Below are 15519 nucleotides of genomic sequence, written 5' to 3'. Positions count from 1 at the left end.
CGGGGCGGGGGGCCTCGGCCTACGGTGCCGTCGCGGTGCCCCAGTGCTTCCCGATCAGCGCGTACGAGGCGAGGCGGTCACCGAGGTCGTACACGGGCGTGGTCAGCATCAGCTCGTCCGCCCCGGTCCCGGCCGCCAGGTGGGCGAGCCGCTCCACGACGGTCTCGGGCGTGCCGACGGCCTGCTGGGCCCGGAAGGCGGCCAGCGCCTGACGTTCCTGCTCCGTGAAGGGGTGGCCGGCCGCCTGCTCGGGGGTGGGGAAGGGCATCCGGCTCTCGCCTTTCAGGAGGCCGGCCTTGACCACGTTCATCGGCCCCGCGCGCCGGACGGCTTCCTCCTCCGTCTCCGCGCACACCGCCTCCACGCACAGCAGGACGCGGGGCCGCTCGCACCAGCGGGACGGGGTGAAGTCCGACCGGTAACGCTCCAGCACCGCACGGGTGTTGTCCGGCCGGATGTGGTGGGCGACCGCGACCGGCAGGCCGAGTTCCGCGGCGAGCGCGGCGCCCGCGGGGCTGGAGGCCAGCAGCCACGGCTCCGGCAGCGGTCCCAGCGCCACCTCGTCCACCAGGAACGTCAGGATCGCGGCCACGTCGTCCCGGTACTCGGCATCCGTCGCCGGGCCCGCGCCGCGGCGCAGCGCCCGGGCGATGGCGTCGTCGAACGTGCCGGGACCGCGGCCGATGCCCAGGTCGATACGGTCCTCGTGCAGGGCGGCCAGCGTGCCGAACTGCTCCGCCAGCGTGAGGGGGGCGTGGTTGGGTGCCAGCACCCCGCCCGAACCGAGACGGATGGCCGAGGTCGACGCGGCCGCGTGCGCCGTCAGTACGACCGGCGGGAAAGCGCCGATCGCCGGAGAGTGGTGGTGCTCCGCGTACCAGATGCGGTGGTAGCCGAGGCTTTCCACCCCTCGGGCGAAGGCCGTGGTGTCCCGCAGGGTGTCGGCGGCCCGGGTGCCCGTTTGCACCATCGCGACTTCCAGCGCTGAAAGGGGTATGTCGAGCATGGCGTCAGCATAGGGATCGCGGGTGGCGGCGCGGGCCGGCGTGATCGTTTTCGCGCCACGCCGCCGCGCCGCCGCGGTTCCCCTGCCTCCGCCGCTGCCGTCAGTGCCCCTTGAGGAGGGCGCAGACGAAGTTCTCCTGCACGGTGCGCAGTCGGGCGAGCAGCGCGGGCTTGTTGCCCTTGCTGGTCTGGGTGTTGATCGAGAAGGTCAGCGACCGGGTGCCGTCGGGCGTGGCGGCGGCGAGCTGGGTGTAGCCGGGGAAGTTCCCGGTGTGGCCGTAGAGCACGCCGCAGCGGGTCGTGTACTGGAAGATCGCGAGCCCGGCCGCGTTGGTGCCGGGGCCGGCCGGCTCCGAGGAGTCGCCGGGACGGAAGGTCAGCTGCTCCTTGCGGGTCGGTGCCGACAGCAGGGCGGGGCCGGCGTAGGCGCGAATGAAGGCGCCCAGTTCCCTGGGGGTGGAGACGATGCCGCCCGAGGCCCAGACCCCTGATGCGCTCAACGCCTCGCTGATGTCCTCGGGTCGGGCCGGCGGCTCGACGTCGTAGCCGTGCAGGTACGGGCGCGGGAGCCGGTAGCCCAGGGGCAGGCTGGTGCGGCGCAGTCCCAGCGGGCGGTAGACGAGCTCCTTGAGGAGGTCCTCGTAGCGGCGGTCGGTGACGGCCTCGGCCATCAGCGCGACGGCGATGTTGTCCGAGTTGGAGTACTCGTACAGGGAGCCGGGGGCGAAGAGCAGCGGCTCGTCGGCGACGAAGTCGAGGAGGGTGCGGGGGTCGAACTCGTGGCGCGGGTCGGCGGTGAGGATCTCCAGGAACCCGGGGTCGGCCGAGTAGTCCGGCAGGCCGCTCGTGTGCTGGAGGAGCTGGCGCAGCGTCACCGCGTGCCAGGCTTCCGGCTGTTCGGGCAGGATCTTGCCGATGGTGTCGTCGGGGGAGAGCCGGCCCTGGTCGACGAGCCGGAGGGCGACCGCCCCGCTGAACGCCTTGGCGATGCTGGCGATGCGCATGTGGTCGTCGGGGTGCGGGGCCCGACCGGTCTCGATGTCTCCGACTCCGGCCGTGTACACCTCCGTACGGTCGCCCCGGGTGAGCATGGCGATCACGCCGGGAGGGCCGTCCTCCTGGGCGACGAGCCCGTCGAGCTGCCGCTGGAGGCCCTTGTCGTGGCGCGGGCGGCCGTCGCCCGGACCCGGGTCACCGGCCGCCTGCGCGGGCTGCAGCAGCCCGCCGAGCGCGGCGGTGGTCAGGACGGCGGCGGACAGGCCGGTGCGGAGGCGGATACGGCGGGCACGGGCACGGGCACAGGTCGGCATGTACGTGGCTCCTCATGTGCGCGGGGTCGGCCGGGGCGGACGGCGCCCGGCCCGGCCCAGCAGTAGCAGCCCGAGCGGCACGCCGCGTCCACGGCACGCGCCACGACCCCCCGGTTGGCCGCGTAAGTCGCCGCCGCCGGTCACCCGGCCGCCCGGGGCGGGGAGCGTCCCCCGTCCGGGCGGCTGCGGCCTGCGCTACGGCGACTCGAACGGGGAGGGCACCGGGAAGTAGGCCTCCAGGAAGGCGGCGACGATGTTGTGCTGCTGCGTCGCGGTCAGTCCGGCCGGGGCTCCGGCACCCGCTCCGGCCTCGGTGGGTTCGTCCTCGTCGTCGGCGAGGCAGAAGGCGTCGTGGCCGCGCTCGGCGGCCAGGGGCGGCAGCGTCTCGACCACGTCGTGGCGCGCGGTGCTGACGTAGGTGTGCGACAGGTGGCCCTCCACCGCGTGCCCCTCCGCGAGCGCGAGGTGGGAGGCGAGGGTGACGGGGGCCAGGTCCTCGGTGCTGCGGAAGACCGAGCGGGCGGTGACGGCGAGCCGGCCGGGCAGCAGTTCCTCGACGCGGGCGTAGAGGGAGCGGGTGAGCGGGTACGGGGTGTGGGCCAGGATGTGCGGATAGGTGCGTCCGACGGCCTCCTCGACGGCCTGCCGGGTGACCTTCTGCGAGGCGGTGAACACGTCGTCGCCGGTCCGGCTGCCGGGGTCGACGGCACGCCAGTCGTGGAACACCTTGGGCAGTCCCGAGGCCAGGAAGTAGTCCTGCGGGCGCTGCGGACGGCCGAGGAAGATGTCGTCGTTGAAGTAGATGAAGTGCTCGGCCAGGCCGGGGATGCGGTCCAGCCTGCTCTCGATGGCGTGGGAGTTGAACACCTCGGGAGCGTCGGGGTCCGTCAGGAGCTCGCGGTGGTCGACGACGGTGACGCGGGGATGACAGGTGTCGAGCCAGTCGGGGGCCTGGTCGTCCGTGACGAGGAAGACGCGCCGGATCCAGGGTGCGTAAGCGGCGATGGAGCGCAGGCAGTACCGGAGCTCGCCGCGGTCGCGGTACCGGTTGTCGGCGAGGTCGATCCCCGTGCGGCGACCGGTGGCGCCGGCCGCCGCCTCGGCGGCCCGGTCCCTGCGCCGGCGCCAGGCGGGGTCGGCGGCGTCCACCCAGGTGATCACGGCGTCGACGGGGAAGTCGATGTCGTCCGGGAAGCGGCCGGAGAAGCAGTCGACGACGGGGTAGTCCCGGTCGCCGACCCGGCGGGTGGCCGAGGCCGTCAGGGACGGGACCCACCAGCCGTACGGGGTCTCGCGCAGCGTGGCCAGGGCGCCCTCCCCGGAGTCGGGGGCCTCCCAGAACTCCAGGTCGCAGCCGGTCTCGGGGCCGTAGGTCAGGGTCCGGCCGGAGGTGACGACCGGGTGGTGGAGGCGTACGGCCCGGACGTGGGCGGGGTCCGGGGTCTCCCCGCCCTCGCGGTCGCCGTGGGCGGGGACCGCCTCGGCGGCCTCGACCGCCGCCATGAGGTCCTCCGCCAGTACGTCCCCGGCCTCGCCGTCGGCGGTGATGAGGCGGGCGTAGAGCGGGAGCCCCTCGAACGCCGCGGCGCAGGCCTTGAGTGCGGCGGCCCGGTCGCCCGGGGCGATGGCCACGCGGTGGGTGAGCCGGCCGTCGGGGACGAGTCCGTAGGGGACGGAGGCGGCCTCCAGGGCCTCGGCGAGGGACCGGAGGCAGGCGTCGCGGGCATCGGCGGGGAGCAGGTCGTCCCGCACCAGGGCGAGACGTCCGCAGTGGCGGACCAGTCCCGGCACGGTCGCCAGCAGTTCCTCCTCGCGGACCGCGGCCCGGCTGAGCGGCGCGGGAGCCTCGCCCCTGCGCTCCAGCCCGACCGGCTGACGCGGGATCCCGCCGCGGCGACGCACCGTCCGGACGAGTCTGCGGAGCCCGGCCGGAACGGGAAGGCGGCGTATCCCCTGCATGTACGTCCTCGGTGTGCGGCGCTGATGAGCGGCTGCCGGTGTTCTGAGTGCCCTGAGCACGAGCGGCGCGATCAGGAGCGTGGTGGACAACTTGTTCAGCGATACGTTTCCTTTTGTTTACGATCCACGCAAGGGTCCGCAGTCCTGTTTTCCCAAATCACAGCCACTTCTCATGCGAGCCGACAGCTCGTTCGAGGCCACCGGGGCGTATCCGGGCCCGGCGCTCACCCCGCGCCCCGCCACCGCGGTCGTGACGCTGAGCGACCGCCGCCCGCTGCCCGCTGCCCGCTGCCCGCTCGGGAGCCCGGGGGCGTCCGGGCAGCCCGGATCACGCCATGATTTCTTAGCATCAGAGGTCAACAATTCTCTCGGCCACCGTCGGTACGACTACAAAGGAACGCATCGGACCGGACCCCGAACCGATCGGGTGATCAACCCGTCGTCGGAGCATTCGGAATATGGCGAAGGTGGTGATGTGCATGCGTGAGTGCAGCAGATTCCAGGCGGTTTCCGCCAGATCGACGACGCGACGTCCGACTTCCGTGCCCCTCCCTCGATAGGCCGGCCATGCTGATACCGATGCTGTTCTCCCCAGCACTCGCCACGGCCGACGAATACCGCTCCCTGACCTCGACCATTCGTTCGAAGGCGCAGGACGCGCAGGGATTCTTCGGCGGAGCCGGACGCAAAGAGGGCGACATGCCCTACCTTTCCCTCCACGTCCAGCTGCGGGGCCTGTTCGTCGAGCTCTACATCGAGCTCCGCCCACGCAATACGAGCCTGCGGATCGCCGGATTCCGGAACATCTTCGAGAACGGCCAGGCCCCGCCGGAGGCATACCTCCGGCACGTACGGGATTCGGCCGCTCCCCCGGGCCTGCGCCGAACGGAGGCATTGCCGTTCGGCGGCGGCCGCGCCGAGCTGGAGACGGCCGCCGCCGTCCGGCGTTCGGGAATCCTGCTCGGGCGCCGGCCTTTGAGCGACGCGGTGATCAGGCTGCACCAGAACCGCGATCCGCGGAGCACCGCACACGGAATGCTCGTGCTCTCGGAAATGCTCTGCGAAGCCGCCCGATATCCCGCCCTGGCCGATGCGATGTCACGTATATGGATGACCGGAGGGCGGCTGTAGCCCGTGGCAGCCTGCCGGAATTCCGGCCTCCGGCAGGCGCCCTACCGGGCCGGCCGGATGTCGGGCAGGATGACCCGGCGCACCGGAGGGCACCCGCGGCAGTGGCCCCCGCCCGGTCCCGACCGTGATCCGGAGGTCCCAGTGACGTGGCACGACGACCAGGAGCGGCGTGACGAGCTGTACCGGGACCCCTATCCGCTCTACGACCGCGCCCGCCGCGCGGAGGGGCTGACGTTCGTACCCGAGTTCGATGCCTGGCTGGTGGCCCGCGACCGGGACGTACGCGAGGTGCTGCTGCGTGCGGAGGACTTCTCCTCGGCCGGCGCCCTCCTGCCGGACATCTCGCTCTCGGAAGCGGCGCTCGGCGTCCTGCCCCGGGGGTTCGGCCCCCGGCCCACGGTCGTGTCCAGCGACGGCGCGTCCCACCGGCGGCACCGGGCCCCGCTGAACCGGGGGCTGTCCGCCGCCCGGGTGGCAGCCCTGCTGCCGTACGCCCGCGCGTGCGCAGAGGAGTTGACGGACGGCTTCGCGGCGGACGGGTCCGCGGAGTTGGTGGAGGCGTACGCCCGGCGGTTGCCCGGGATGGTGGTCGGTCGGCTGATCGGGCTGGACCCCGCCGACGTGCCCGCGGCCGTGCACGGCGGCTACCGGGCCGAGGAGCTGCTGTTCCGCCCGCTGCCGCCGGAGGGGCAGGTGGCCGCCGCCGAGGACGTGGTCGCGCTGCAGCACCTGCTGGACGGGTACGTCCGCGACCGGCGCGCCCACCCGCGGGACGACATGTGCTCGACCATGGTGGCCGCCCTGGCTCCCGGTGACGCCGAGCTCACCCTGGAGCAGCGCCACGAACTGGTGACGAGCCTGCAGAACCTGCTGATCGCCGGATTCCTCACCACCAGCGCGCTCATCGGCACCATGCTGCTGCACCTGCTCGGCGACCGGCGGCAGTGGCGGATGCTCCGCGACGATCCGTCCCTGGTCCCGGCGGCGGTGGAGGAGGCCGTCCGCCACGACACCGCCATCCAGGCCTTCCGCCGGACGGCCACCCGGCCGGTGACGCTCGCCGGCACGAAACTGCCCGCGGGGGCCACGGTGCTGGTGGCGTACGGCTCGGCCAACCGCGACGAGGAACGGTACGAGCGGGCCCGGGAGTTCGACGTCACCCGGCCCGTGAACCGGCAGCACCTCGCCTTCGGGTACGGGACCCACGGCTGCCCCGGTTCCCAGCTGGCCCGCGATCAGCTCCGCCTGACCCTCGAACTGTTCCTGCGTCGGATGCCGGGGCTGCGACTGGATCCGGACCGTCCGCGGCCGCGGATGCGGCCCACGCTGATCCACCGCTCACCGCAGGCCCTGTACGTCACCTGGTGACGCGGCGACCGGTCACCCCCGCGAGCCGGCCTCCGCGAACCGCCCGGCCGCGCTCCGCCCGGCCGCGCCGGAACAGACACCCGGGCGGAGCAACCCCGCGGCGGCCCACGACGTCCTCCCGTACAGAACGCGCTGCCCGGGAGGCGGCGCGTGTACCGCTGAGAGGACCACGTGATGAGTGAGAAGGCCCGGCGCCTGTTCGACGCCCTCGACCTCGACCAGGACGGCACACTGACCCGTGCCGAGGTCATCGGTGCCCTGCGCTCCAAGGGCCCGACCCTCGCGGCACAGGGAGCGATCCCCTTCTGGGGTGTCGGGGACACCCACGAATCCTCGGCGCTCTTCGACGCCGCCGACCAGAACGGTGACCGCGTGCTGACGTACGAGGAGTTCGCGGCCGTGGTCGACCGCCGCTTCGGCTGGTAGCCGGCGATCCGGCCGGCCGCCAACTCCCGCGGACGGCACGGCGGCACGGCGATCCGGACGCCCGGCTGTCCGGGGCGGGGGACGGTCGGGCATTGGGTACGCTCTCGGTTGACTTCGGGGCGCCGGCAGGTGCTGAATCGCCGCAATCAGAGATGGGTCCCCATGGGCAGTGCACCTTCCGCCGAGTTCTTCCAGCCGCTCGGAGCCGACGACCCGGCCGTCGTGGGCGGCTACCGCCTGGCGGCCGTGCTGGGCGCGGGCGGCATGGGCAAGGTCTACCTCTCCCACACGCCGGGCGGCCGGCCCATCGCCATCAAGGTGATCCGGCCGGAGTTCAGCGAGGACCCCCAGTTCCGGCGGCGCTTCCAGCAGGAGGTGCGGGCCGCCGAGCGGGTCCAGGGGCTCTACACCGCACCGGTCATCGACTCGGACACCGAAGGCGCCCGTCCCTGGCTGGCCACCGCCTACGTACCCGGTCCCTCGCTCGCCCACGCCGTGGCCCAGCACGGCGCGCTGCCGGTGCGCAGCGTGCTGCTGCTGACCGTCGGGGTCGCCGAGGCGCTGCACGTCATCCACGGCGCGGGCATCGTCCACCGGGACCTGAAGCCCGCCAATGTGCTGCTGGCCTCCGACGGCCCGCGCGTCATCGACTTCGGCATCGCCCGGGCCGCCGATTCCACCGCCCTGACCAGTACCGGCGTCAGCGTCGGCACCCCGGCGTTCATGGCGCCCGAACAGGCCTCGGCCGGCACCGTCACCCCGGCCACCGACGTCTTCGCCCTCGGCCAGATCGCGGCCTTCACCGCGATCGGGGCCTCCGTCTACGGCGACGGGCCCTCGCACGCGGTGCTCTACCGCATCGTGCACGAGGACCCCGACCTCAGCGCCCTGCCCGAGGAGCTGCGGCCGGTGGTGACCCGCTGCCTCAGCCGCGACCCGGCCGACCGGCCGACCCTGACCGAGGTCATCGAGCTGTGCAACGCGGCCTCGGAGGCGCCGCTGCGCCAGGGCGAGGACTGGCTGCCGCGGGCCGTCGCCGGTTTCATCACCGAGCGGCTGCGGCTGCCCGCGCCGGCGCCCACCCCGCCGCCGCAGCCTCCGACGGCCACGTCGGCCCCGACCCCGGCTGCGGCTCCGACGCCGACCGAGGTCTCACCGCCGGCCCCGGCGCCGGGTGCGCCTGCGGCACCCGCCGCGCCCGGGTACGCGCCGGCCGGCGCGGCCGCCGCGCCGACGCAGGCGGCTCCGGCTCCGGTACCAGGGGCGCCGGGTGTTCCAAGTGCTCCGGGTGCTCCGGGTGCTCCGGGGGCCGTGCCGCCGGGTTACCGGACGCCGCCCCCGTACGCGCAGTCCTCGTACCCGCAGCCGCAGCACACCCCGCCGCCGTACCACCAGCCCCCGTACACGCAGCCCACGTACGCCCCGGGCCACAGCACGCCGCCGCCGTTCCACCCCCAGGGCTTCGCTCCCGGTCCGCCCGCTGCGCCGCGCCCCCGGCGGACGGCGCTGATCGTCGTCGGGGCCGTGGCGGCGGCGGTCGTCGGGCTCGTGGTCCTCGGGTCGCTGCTCCCGGACGGCTCCGGGAAGGGCGGCGGGGACAAGGCCTCGGGCGGCGGCAGCACCTCTTCGGGCGGCGCGCAGAAGCGGCCCGACCCGCAGCCGGTCTCGTACCAGCACATCGAGGTGCCCCAGAACCACCAGCTGATGTTCGCCGACAACCCGCCGCGCCCGGCCGAGGAGCCGACCGGCGCCGGGGTGCTCTACGGGCACGCGGACCTCTTCTTCTACCGGGACACCCTCTTCGGGGACGAGAAGTTCGGCACCACGAACGGCAAGCTCGTCCTGCTGAACAACTCCGAGAAGGGCTCGCTGGAGACCTGCCGTGCCGTGACCCGCTTCACCGAGAAGGTCGGCCTCGACCAGCTCACGGACGGGTCGCAAGTCTGCGTGCTGAGCAAGGCCGGCCACATCACCCTGGCGACGTTCCGCGGCGCGTCGGGCTCGAAGGACGAGACCAGGTTCATCACCGTCGACCTGACGGTCTGGCGCAATGCCGAGGCCGCGGCCAAGGACTAGGACCGGGAACGGGACCCGGAGCGGGAGCGGGACCGGGAAGCACGTGCGGGCGGCGCAGGAGCTCTGGCCTGCACGGAGCGGATCGTCATTTAAGATTCAGGGCGGCCTCGGGGCTGCGGTGCGTCGCTGTCGGCGACGACCGTGGCACGGTCGGGCCGGTCGAGGACAGCGGCCTGGGGCAGGGCCTCGGTCCGGACGGGGACCACTGACGCCGGTCACGAAGATCCCGGCCATCACGTGACCGCAGGCGTGCGCCCCACCGGTGTGGGGCGCCCGGCTCACCCGCCACGAACAGAAGACCCCCAGGGAGAAGTGAGGTATGCCAGTGATCTGCGTCGGAGGCATGATCGGCATCGGCAAGACGAGCGTGGCCGAGCTGATCGCCAAGGAGCTGGGGAGCGAAGTCTTCTACGAGAGCGTGGACGACAATCCGATCCTCCCGCTCTTCTACACGGCGAGCCCCGAGGAGATCCAGGCCAAGCGCTACCCCTTCCTGCTCCAGCTCTACTTCCTGCAGACGCGGTTCGCCTCGATCAAGGACGCGTACAAGCAGGGCGACAACGTCCTCGACCGGTCCATCTACGAGGACTGGTACTTCGCCAAGGTCAATCACGACCTGGGCCGGATCAGCTCCCTCGAAATGCAGGTGTACGAGGGGCTGCTCGCCGAGATGATGCGCGAGATCGACGGCCTGCCGTACCGCAAGGCACCCGACCTCATGGTCTACCTCAAGGCGGACTTCGAGACGGTGCTGCACCGCATCGGGCTGCGGGGCCGCGACTTCGAACAGGACGAGAGCCTCGTCGCGTACTACCGGACGCTGTGGTCCGGCTACGACGACTGGGTGCACAAGCACTACTCGGCCAGCGAGGTCCTCGTCATCGACATGAACCACACCGATGTGGTGAACAACCCCGAGGACGCCGCCCGCGTGGTGCAGGAGGTCAAGGACACCCTGGCGAAGGTCGCGCGCGGGGTCTGATCCCGCCGTCGGCGGTGGCGTCACGGCCGTCCGGCCGACCCGTCACGCGACCGGGCCGACGCGTACGGTCTCCACCCAGGGCGGGGGTGCGGGCGGGGCATCCCCGACCAGTGCGGCGATCAGCCGGCAGGACGGTGTCTCCTGCGGCCACGGCGTGTGGCCGTCGGTCAGCACGACCACGACGTTCGGCCGGTCCGGCAGGGCCAGGGCCGCGCTGATGCCGACCCGCATGTCCGTGCCCCCGCCACCGGCCAGGGTCACCTCGTCGGCCTTGCTCACCCGGGTCACGGCGTGCACGTCGGCATCGCAGGCAAGGACGGCGACCCGGTTGCCTCCGACGCCCACCTCCCGCAGAACGCCCGTGACTTCGCCGAGGGCGGCGGCGAGGTCGTCCGGGCCCATCGATCCCGAGGTGTCGATGACGACGGCCACCCGTGGCAGCGGCCTGCGCAGGCTGGGCAGCACCACCCGGCCGCCGAGGGCGGGCGTGCGGCGCGAGGGCCGGCGGTAGGTGTAGTCCACCGCGCCGGCCGCCCAGGCGGCGGCCTCACGGACCGCTCCCGCCAGAGCCCGGCGCCAGTCGACGGAGGGCTCCAGAAGTTCCTCGGCCCACCGGGCCCAGCCCTCGGGGACCCGGCCCCGGGCGCGCAGGTGGGCCCGTACGGCCTGCGCGGTCTGCCGGCGCAGGGCCTCGGCCTCCACCCGGCCGACCCGGGCGGGGCCACCGCCCTCCCCCAGCTCCCAGGGCATGGGGGTGCCGTGCGCGCCGGAGCCGCAGTCCGGCCCGTGGGGCGTCGGGGGAATCGCCGGCAGATACGTCTCGAACAGGCCGCCCGTGGGCAGGCCGTAGAGCCTGGGCTCCATCCGGCCCTCGGGCAGCGCCAGTCCGTCGGCGAGCAGGTCGTCGTTGATCTCGCAGTCCTGGGCGATGTTGACCCGGACGTGGTCTCTCTGGTCGGCGGCGGGCAGCCGTTCGGCCCGGCCGTGGTGGTCGCGCAGCAGGTGCGCCACCTCGTGGATCCACACCCCCGCCAGCAGGGCGACCGGGGTCGCCTCGACGAAGGCGGGCGAGACGTAGCAGCGCCAGTGCCGGTCGACGCCCATGGTGCGTACCCCGGCCGAGGGCACGACGGTCAGGGCGTACAGCGCGGAGGCGAGGTACGGACGGGTCTCGGCAGCCTTGTACCGGGCCGCCAGCAGCTTCGCGCGGTCCAGCTCCGGGCCCACGGCGGCCCGGGCTCAGTCACCGCCCGGCAGCGAGCCGGACAGCTGGAGCAGTTCCACGAAGGCGTCGATGCCGGCGGGCACCGGCCAGTCGAGGTCGCGCATGGCGGCGAGGTCGGCGGCGGCGCGGGCGGCGACGTCGGGCACGCCCGCGTCCACGGCCTTGGCGAGGACGGCCCAGCCCGCCTCCCAGCGGGGGCGGGTGAGCTCGCTCTGCACGGCCGCGACCACGGCGATGAGGAAGGCCAGTTGCCGGTCGCCGCGTTCGGGCAGGGCGAAGGCGTCCGGGTCGGCCAGTACGCGGTCCGGGTCGGGCAGGTCGAGGTGTTCGAGGTACGAGAGCAGTTCGATCCCGGCGGCTTCGCCCACGGCGCCGGTGAGCGCGGCGGCCAGCCCCTCCCGGCCCGTCGAGGCCGCGTACCCGGTGGCCAGCAGCCGCAGGGCCATCTCCCAGGTCCGCGGGGAGGGCCAGCCGCGGCCCCGTCCGGCGGCCTCGGCCGGCATGTGGTGGACCAGGCCCGGCCGGGCGGTGAGGAAGCCGGACACGGCGCCGCGGGCTCGGGCGACCGAGCCGGAGATCCTGGCGGGATCGACGGTGGGGATCGCCACCTCGGGCCAGGTGCCGGCCATGCCGCGGGCCACGGTGCGCGGGTCGTGCGTCCAGTCGAGGTGGACGAAGCGGTTCGCGAGCGGCGGACTGAGGTGCCAGCCGTCCGCGGCGCTGGCGGGCGGATTGGCCGCGGCGACGATCCGTACCGCTGCGGGCAGTTCGAGGCTGCCGACGCGGCGCTCCAGGACCACGCGCAGCAGGGCCGCCTGGACGGCGGGCGGGGCGGAGGACAGCTCGTCGAAGAACAGCAGTCCGTGGCCGGTGCGGGCCAGGCGTACCGCCCAGTCCGGCGGCGCCATGGGGACACCGGTGGTGGCGGGGTCGTCGCCGACGATGGGCAGCCCGGCGAAGTCGGAGGGCTCGTGGACGCTGGCGATGACGGTCTCCAGCGGGATGCCGAGCGCGGTGGCGAGCTGCTCCATGCCGGCGGACTTGCCGATGCCCGGCTCACCCCAGAGGAGGACGGGCTGGTTGGCCGTCACGGCCAGCGCCAGCGCCTCCAGTTGGGGATGGGTGGCGGGTTCGGTACGGGTGGCGCTCAGCCGGGCGCCCAGGGCGTCGGCGGCGGCCAGGGCCCGGGCGGGCTGTGGCTGGGGCGCACTCATGCGGCGTCGTCCTCTCCCTCGTCGTCCGCTCCCTCGTCGCCCTCTTCCTCGCGGTAGTCCATGTACTCGTCGAACCAGTCGGCGCCGATCCCGGGGAACTCCTCGTCGACGCGGTCCCGCAGGAAGGTGAGGTCGGTGCGCCGGTAGCGGCGGATCTCCTGGGACAGCGACAGTTCCGTCTCATCGATGGCGTCGATCCGCGCGCCGGCCGCCAGCAGCGCCCTGACCAGGTCCGCCGAGCCGCCCCAGTGCACGGCGGACAGCAGCGGGGTGCGTTCGTTCTTGTCCCGTGCCTCCAGGTCGAGTCCGGCCGCCAGCAGCCGGGGCAGCAGCGCCTCGTGGTCGAGCAGGTGGAGTGCGTGCAGCAGGCCGCGGCCGCGGGCGTCCCGGATCCGGGGGTCGACACCGGCGTCCAGCAGCGCCACCACGCCCTGGTCGTCGCCGTGCTGGACCCGCAGGAAGAACTCGTGCCGCTGGGTCTGGAGCCCCCGCGGCAGCCGCCCCTTCCCCGAGGTCCAGGTCTGCTGTACGGCGAAGCACCCCGAGACCGCACCGCCGAACGCCCGCATCGCGCGCTCCCGTTGCTGCTCCTCGGGGGTGTGCGGAACGTCGAGTACGCCACCCCGCGAGCGCACCTCGTGCCACCCGCCGCGGCAGCGCACCCGGACCGGCGCGCCCGTGTCGGGGCCGGGCGGGCCCACCGTCGGGCCGGCGTCGGGGAACAGCGCGGGGGCCACCAGCGGGTGCAGCCCGCCCGGGGCGATCAGACCGGTCCGGACCAGTTCGAGATCGGGAAGCCTCTGCCAGGCGTACCGCGGCAGGGCCGGGACGTCGGCCGCCTCGGCCTGTTCGACGACGCGGGCGCGGAGCCCGGCAGGGGCGACGTGTTCCAGCAGGAGGTGGGAGCGCCAGCCGGCCGCGATCCGGAACCGGTCGCCCGCTCCGGCCGCCACGAGCCGCGCCACCTCCGGCGCGAGCCGGGTGAGGTCGACGGGCATCCGCGCGAGGAGGGCCTTCGGGTCCACCTGGCGCTGGTACGGCCGCGCGGCGGGGGCGGTCAGGTCGCACTCGATGCCCGCCGCCGCATAGGCGTCCTCCGTCTCCCCTCCGGCCAGCATCCAGGTGAGGTTCTCGGCGAGGCCGTCCGGGACGGCGAAGCGTGCGCCCAGCTCGGACGCGCGACGGGCGTCCCAGAACGGCCGGATCGCCCTCCAGTCCTCGGGGACGAAGTCGTGCCCCGCGTACCGGCGCCGCTTCTCGGCGACGACCGGCGCGCAGTGCAGGCGCAGCCGTTGCGCACCTTCGGACATGAGGGGTGTGGTGACCGACAGGGCCGGGCCCCCGGGGCCGCCGTAGGAGGCGAGCAGGATCCTCAGTCCTGGGGCGATGGTGGTGCGGCCGCCCAGGTACCGCGGCAGGTGCCAGCGCAGCAGGTCCGGGGCGAGGTGCAGCAGGTCCTCGGTCACCGCCTCGGCCACGGCGGCGCCGTGGCGGGCGGCGAGCTCGGACAGCTCGAAGCCGATGTCCACGGCCGCGGCCGCGCAGGCCGCCCGCCAGTCACCGGCCAGCCGGTGAGCGGTGGCCTGCTCGATCATCCAGCCGGGCACCGCGTAACGGCGGATCCGCTGCCAGGCAGGGCCGTCCTCCGCCTGGAACCCGCCGGCGAGTTCTGCGTGCGCCCGGCTCACCGGTACACGCTGCCGATGGCGCGCACGTCAGGGTGGGCCGCCCGGGCGGGGCGGAGCCGTTCGGTGAAGGAGCGCTTCACGCGGCGCGGCAGGCCGGGGCCGAGGCCGACGTACTCAAGGGCGCTGTCGGCGGGCACCGCCGCGAGCAGGCTCTTCGCACCGCGTCCGGTGAGGCCGGTGTGGCGCAGCTCCAGTCGGCGCAGGGGGCTGCCGGGGAGGGCCGCGGCCAGGGCGTACGCCCCTTCGTCGCCGGGGTCGTTGCCGGGGGCTCCGAGGCTGCGCTCCGACATGGTCCGTCCGAGGTCGAGCGCTTCGATGCCGCCGAGTGAGGCGGCCAGCGAACGTGCTCCGGCGGCGCCGATGCCGTTGCCGCCGAGGCCGAGGCGCACCGGGTGGGCGGCGTCGGCCGCGGCGGAGGCGAGGGCCGCCGCGCCTTCGTCACCGAGGTGGTTGGCGGGGAGGTACAGCTCGCGGACCCCGGCCTCCCGGATCAGCGCGGCCAGCGGCGGGGCGGCGTCGGGGCCGAGGCCGTTGCCGCCGAGGAAAAGCCGTTCCAGGGGCTGTTCGCGCTCCAGCAGGGCGTCGAGCAGGAGCTGTACGCCGTCGGCGCCGATCCCGGTGTTGACCAGGTCGAGGGTGCGCAGCGTGGTGTTGCGGCGCAGCAGGGCGGCCAGGGTGCGGGCGCCGTCCGCGAAGAGCGGGTTGCGCTTGAGCCAGAGGGCGCGGACGGTCGTGTCCTCGCCGAGGGCGGCGGCGAGGGAGGCCACCCCGTCGGGTCCGATCCGGTTGCAGCCGAGGTAGAGGGTGTGCAGCCCGTGGTCGCCCGTGAGGACTTCGGCCAGGGTGACGGCGCCCGCGTCGCCTATGGCGTTGGTGCCGAGGAGCAGGTGACTGGCGTGCGCGGAGGTGGCGGCGACCGGCAGCAGGCGGGCCGCTCCGGCCGGGCCGAGCCCCTGCTTGCAGAGGTCGACGCGGCCGTCGGCGCGCAGGGTGCCGAGCGGGAAGGTCTCGTCGGTGTCGACGGGCCGGTCCTCGGCGAGCCGGGTGAGCAGCGGGGCGAGGCGGGCCGGGTCGGCCGGCGGCAGGTCGGGGTGCTCGATCGCGGGGCACCGTACGGGTGTCGGCTGTGTCATCA

Annotated in this window: 12 protein-coding genes; 5 read left to right on the top strand and 7 right to left on the bottom strand. The window is 74.0% G+C overall.

Annotation, left to right across the window (positions count from 1 at the left end; genetic code table 11):
• Positions 1-19: 19 nt before the first annotated feature.
• The 3 genes from Sspor_RS38185 to Sspor_RS38175 form a co-directional block, all read right to left on the bottom strand.
• A complete protein-coding gene (locus Sspor_RS38185) occupies positions 20-1006 on the bottom strand; it encodes an MsnO8 family LLM class oxidoreductase (RefSeq protein WP_202203213.1) in 987 nt (328 codons plus the stop codon).
• Between the two features lie 100 nt (positions 1007-1106).
• On the bottom strand, positions 1107-2315 hold the full coding sequence (locus Sspor_RS38180; protein ID WP_202203212.1) for a serine hydrolase domain-containing protein: 1209 nt from the start codon (positions 2313-2315) through the stop codon (positions 1107-1109).
• A gap of 195 nt (positions 2316-2510) precedes the next feature.
• Positions 2511-4364: a stealth family protein gene (locus Sspor_RS38175; RefSeq protein ID WP_202203211.1), complete on the bottom strand. Its 1854-nt coding sequence runs from the start codon at positions 4362-4364 to the stop codon at positions 2511-2513.
• Between the two features lie 489 nt (positions 4365-4853).
• On the opposite strand from Sspor_RS38175, the gene Sspor_RS38170 reads away from it, so the two are divergent.
• From Sspor_RS38170 to Sspor_RS38150, 5 genes are all read left to right on the top strand, one after another.
• Entirely contained in the window at positions 4854-5405 is a 552-nt protein-coding gene (locus Sspor_RS38170) for a ribosome-inactivating family protein (protein ID WP_237404213.1), read from the top strand.
• 141 nt (positions 5406-5546) lie between these two features.
• Positions 5547-6773 (top strand): cytochrome P450, encoded by a 1227-nt coding sequence (locus tag Sspor_RS38165; protein WP_237404212.1) that lies wholly within the window; start codon positions 5547-5549, stop codon positions 6771-6773.
• A gap of 174 nt (positions 6774-6947) precedes the next feature.
• Positions 6948-7199: an EF-hand domain-containing protein gene (locus tag Sspor_RS38160; RefSeq protein ID WP_202203208.1), complete on the top strand. Its 252-nt coding sequence runs from the start codon at positions 6948-6950 to the stop codon at positions 7197-7199.
• Between the two features lie 162 nt (positions 7200-7361).
• Positions 7362-9275, top strand: coding sequence for a serine/threonine-protein kinase (locus Sspor_RS38155; protein ID WP_202203207.1), 1914 nt, complete (start codon positions 7362-7364; stop codon positions 9273-9275).
• Between the two features lie 319 nt (positions 9276-9594).
• Complete coding sequence (locus tag Sspor_RS38150) at positions 9595-10257, top strand: deoxynucleoside kinase (RefSeq protein ID WP_202203206.1); 663 nt, start codon at positions 9595-9597, stop codon at positions 10255-10257.
• 42 nt (positions 10258-10299) lie between these two features.
• On the opposite strand, the gene Sspor_RS38145 is transcribed toward Sspor_RS38150, so the two are convergent.
• From Sspor_RS38145 to Sspor_RS38130, 4 genes are read right to left on the bottom strand one after another with little or no spacing between them, the layout of a single operon-like run.
• Positions 10300-11484 (bottom strand): vWA domain-containing protein, encoded by a 1185-nt coding sequence (locus tag Sspor_RS38145; RefSeq protein ID WP_202203205.1) that lies wholly within the window; start codon positions 11482-11484, stop codon positions 10300-10302.
• Between the two features lie 12 nt (positions 11485-11496).
• A complete protein-coding gene (locus Sspor_RS38140; RefSeq protein ID WP_202203204.1) occupies positions 11497-12696 on the bottom strand; it encodes an AAA family ATPase in 1200 nt (399 codons plus the stop codon).
• Positions 12693-14384 carry an ankyrin repeat domain-containing protein gene (locus Sspor_RS38135; RefSeq protein WP_202203203.1) on the bottom strand — a complete coding sequence of 564 codons (1692 nt, stop codon included), beginning with the start codon at positions 14382-14384 and terminating at the stop codon, positions 12693-12695. Before Sspor_RS38135 ends, Sspor_RS38140 begins: the two co-directional genes overlap by 4 nt.
• Positions 14381-15517: a leucine-rich repeat domain-containing protein gene (locus Sspor_RS38130; RefSeq protein ID WP_202203202.1), complete on the bottom strand. Its 1137-nt coding sequence runs from the start codon at positions 15515-15517 to the stop codon at positions 14381-14383. The genes Sspor_RS38135 and Sspor_RS38130 overlap by 4 nt, the downstream gene beginning before the upstream one ends.
• Between the last annotated feature and the right edge of the window lie 2 nt (positions 15518-15519).

This window comes from Streptomyces spororaveus (genome assembly GCF_016755875.1).
GTDB classification, from domain to species: domain Bacteria; phylum Actinomycetota; class Actinomycetes; order Streptomycetales; family Streptomycetaceae; genus Streptomyces; species Streptomyces spororaveus.
This window is presented reverse-complemented; position numbering and strand designations above follow the sequence as displayed.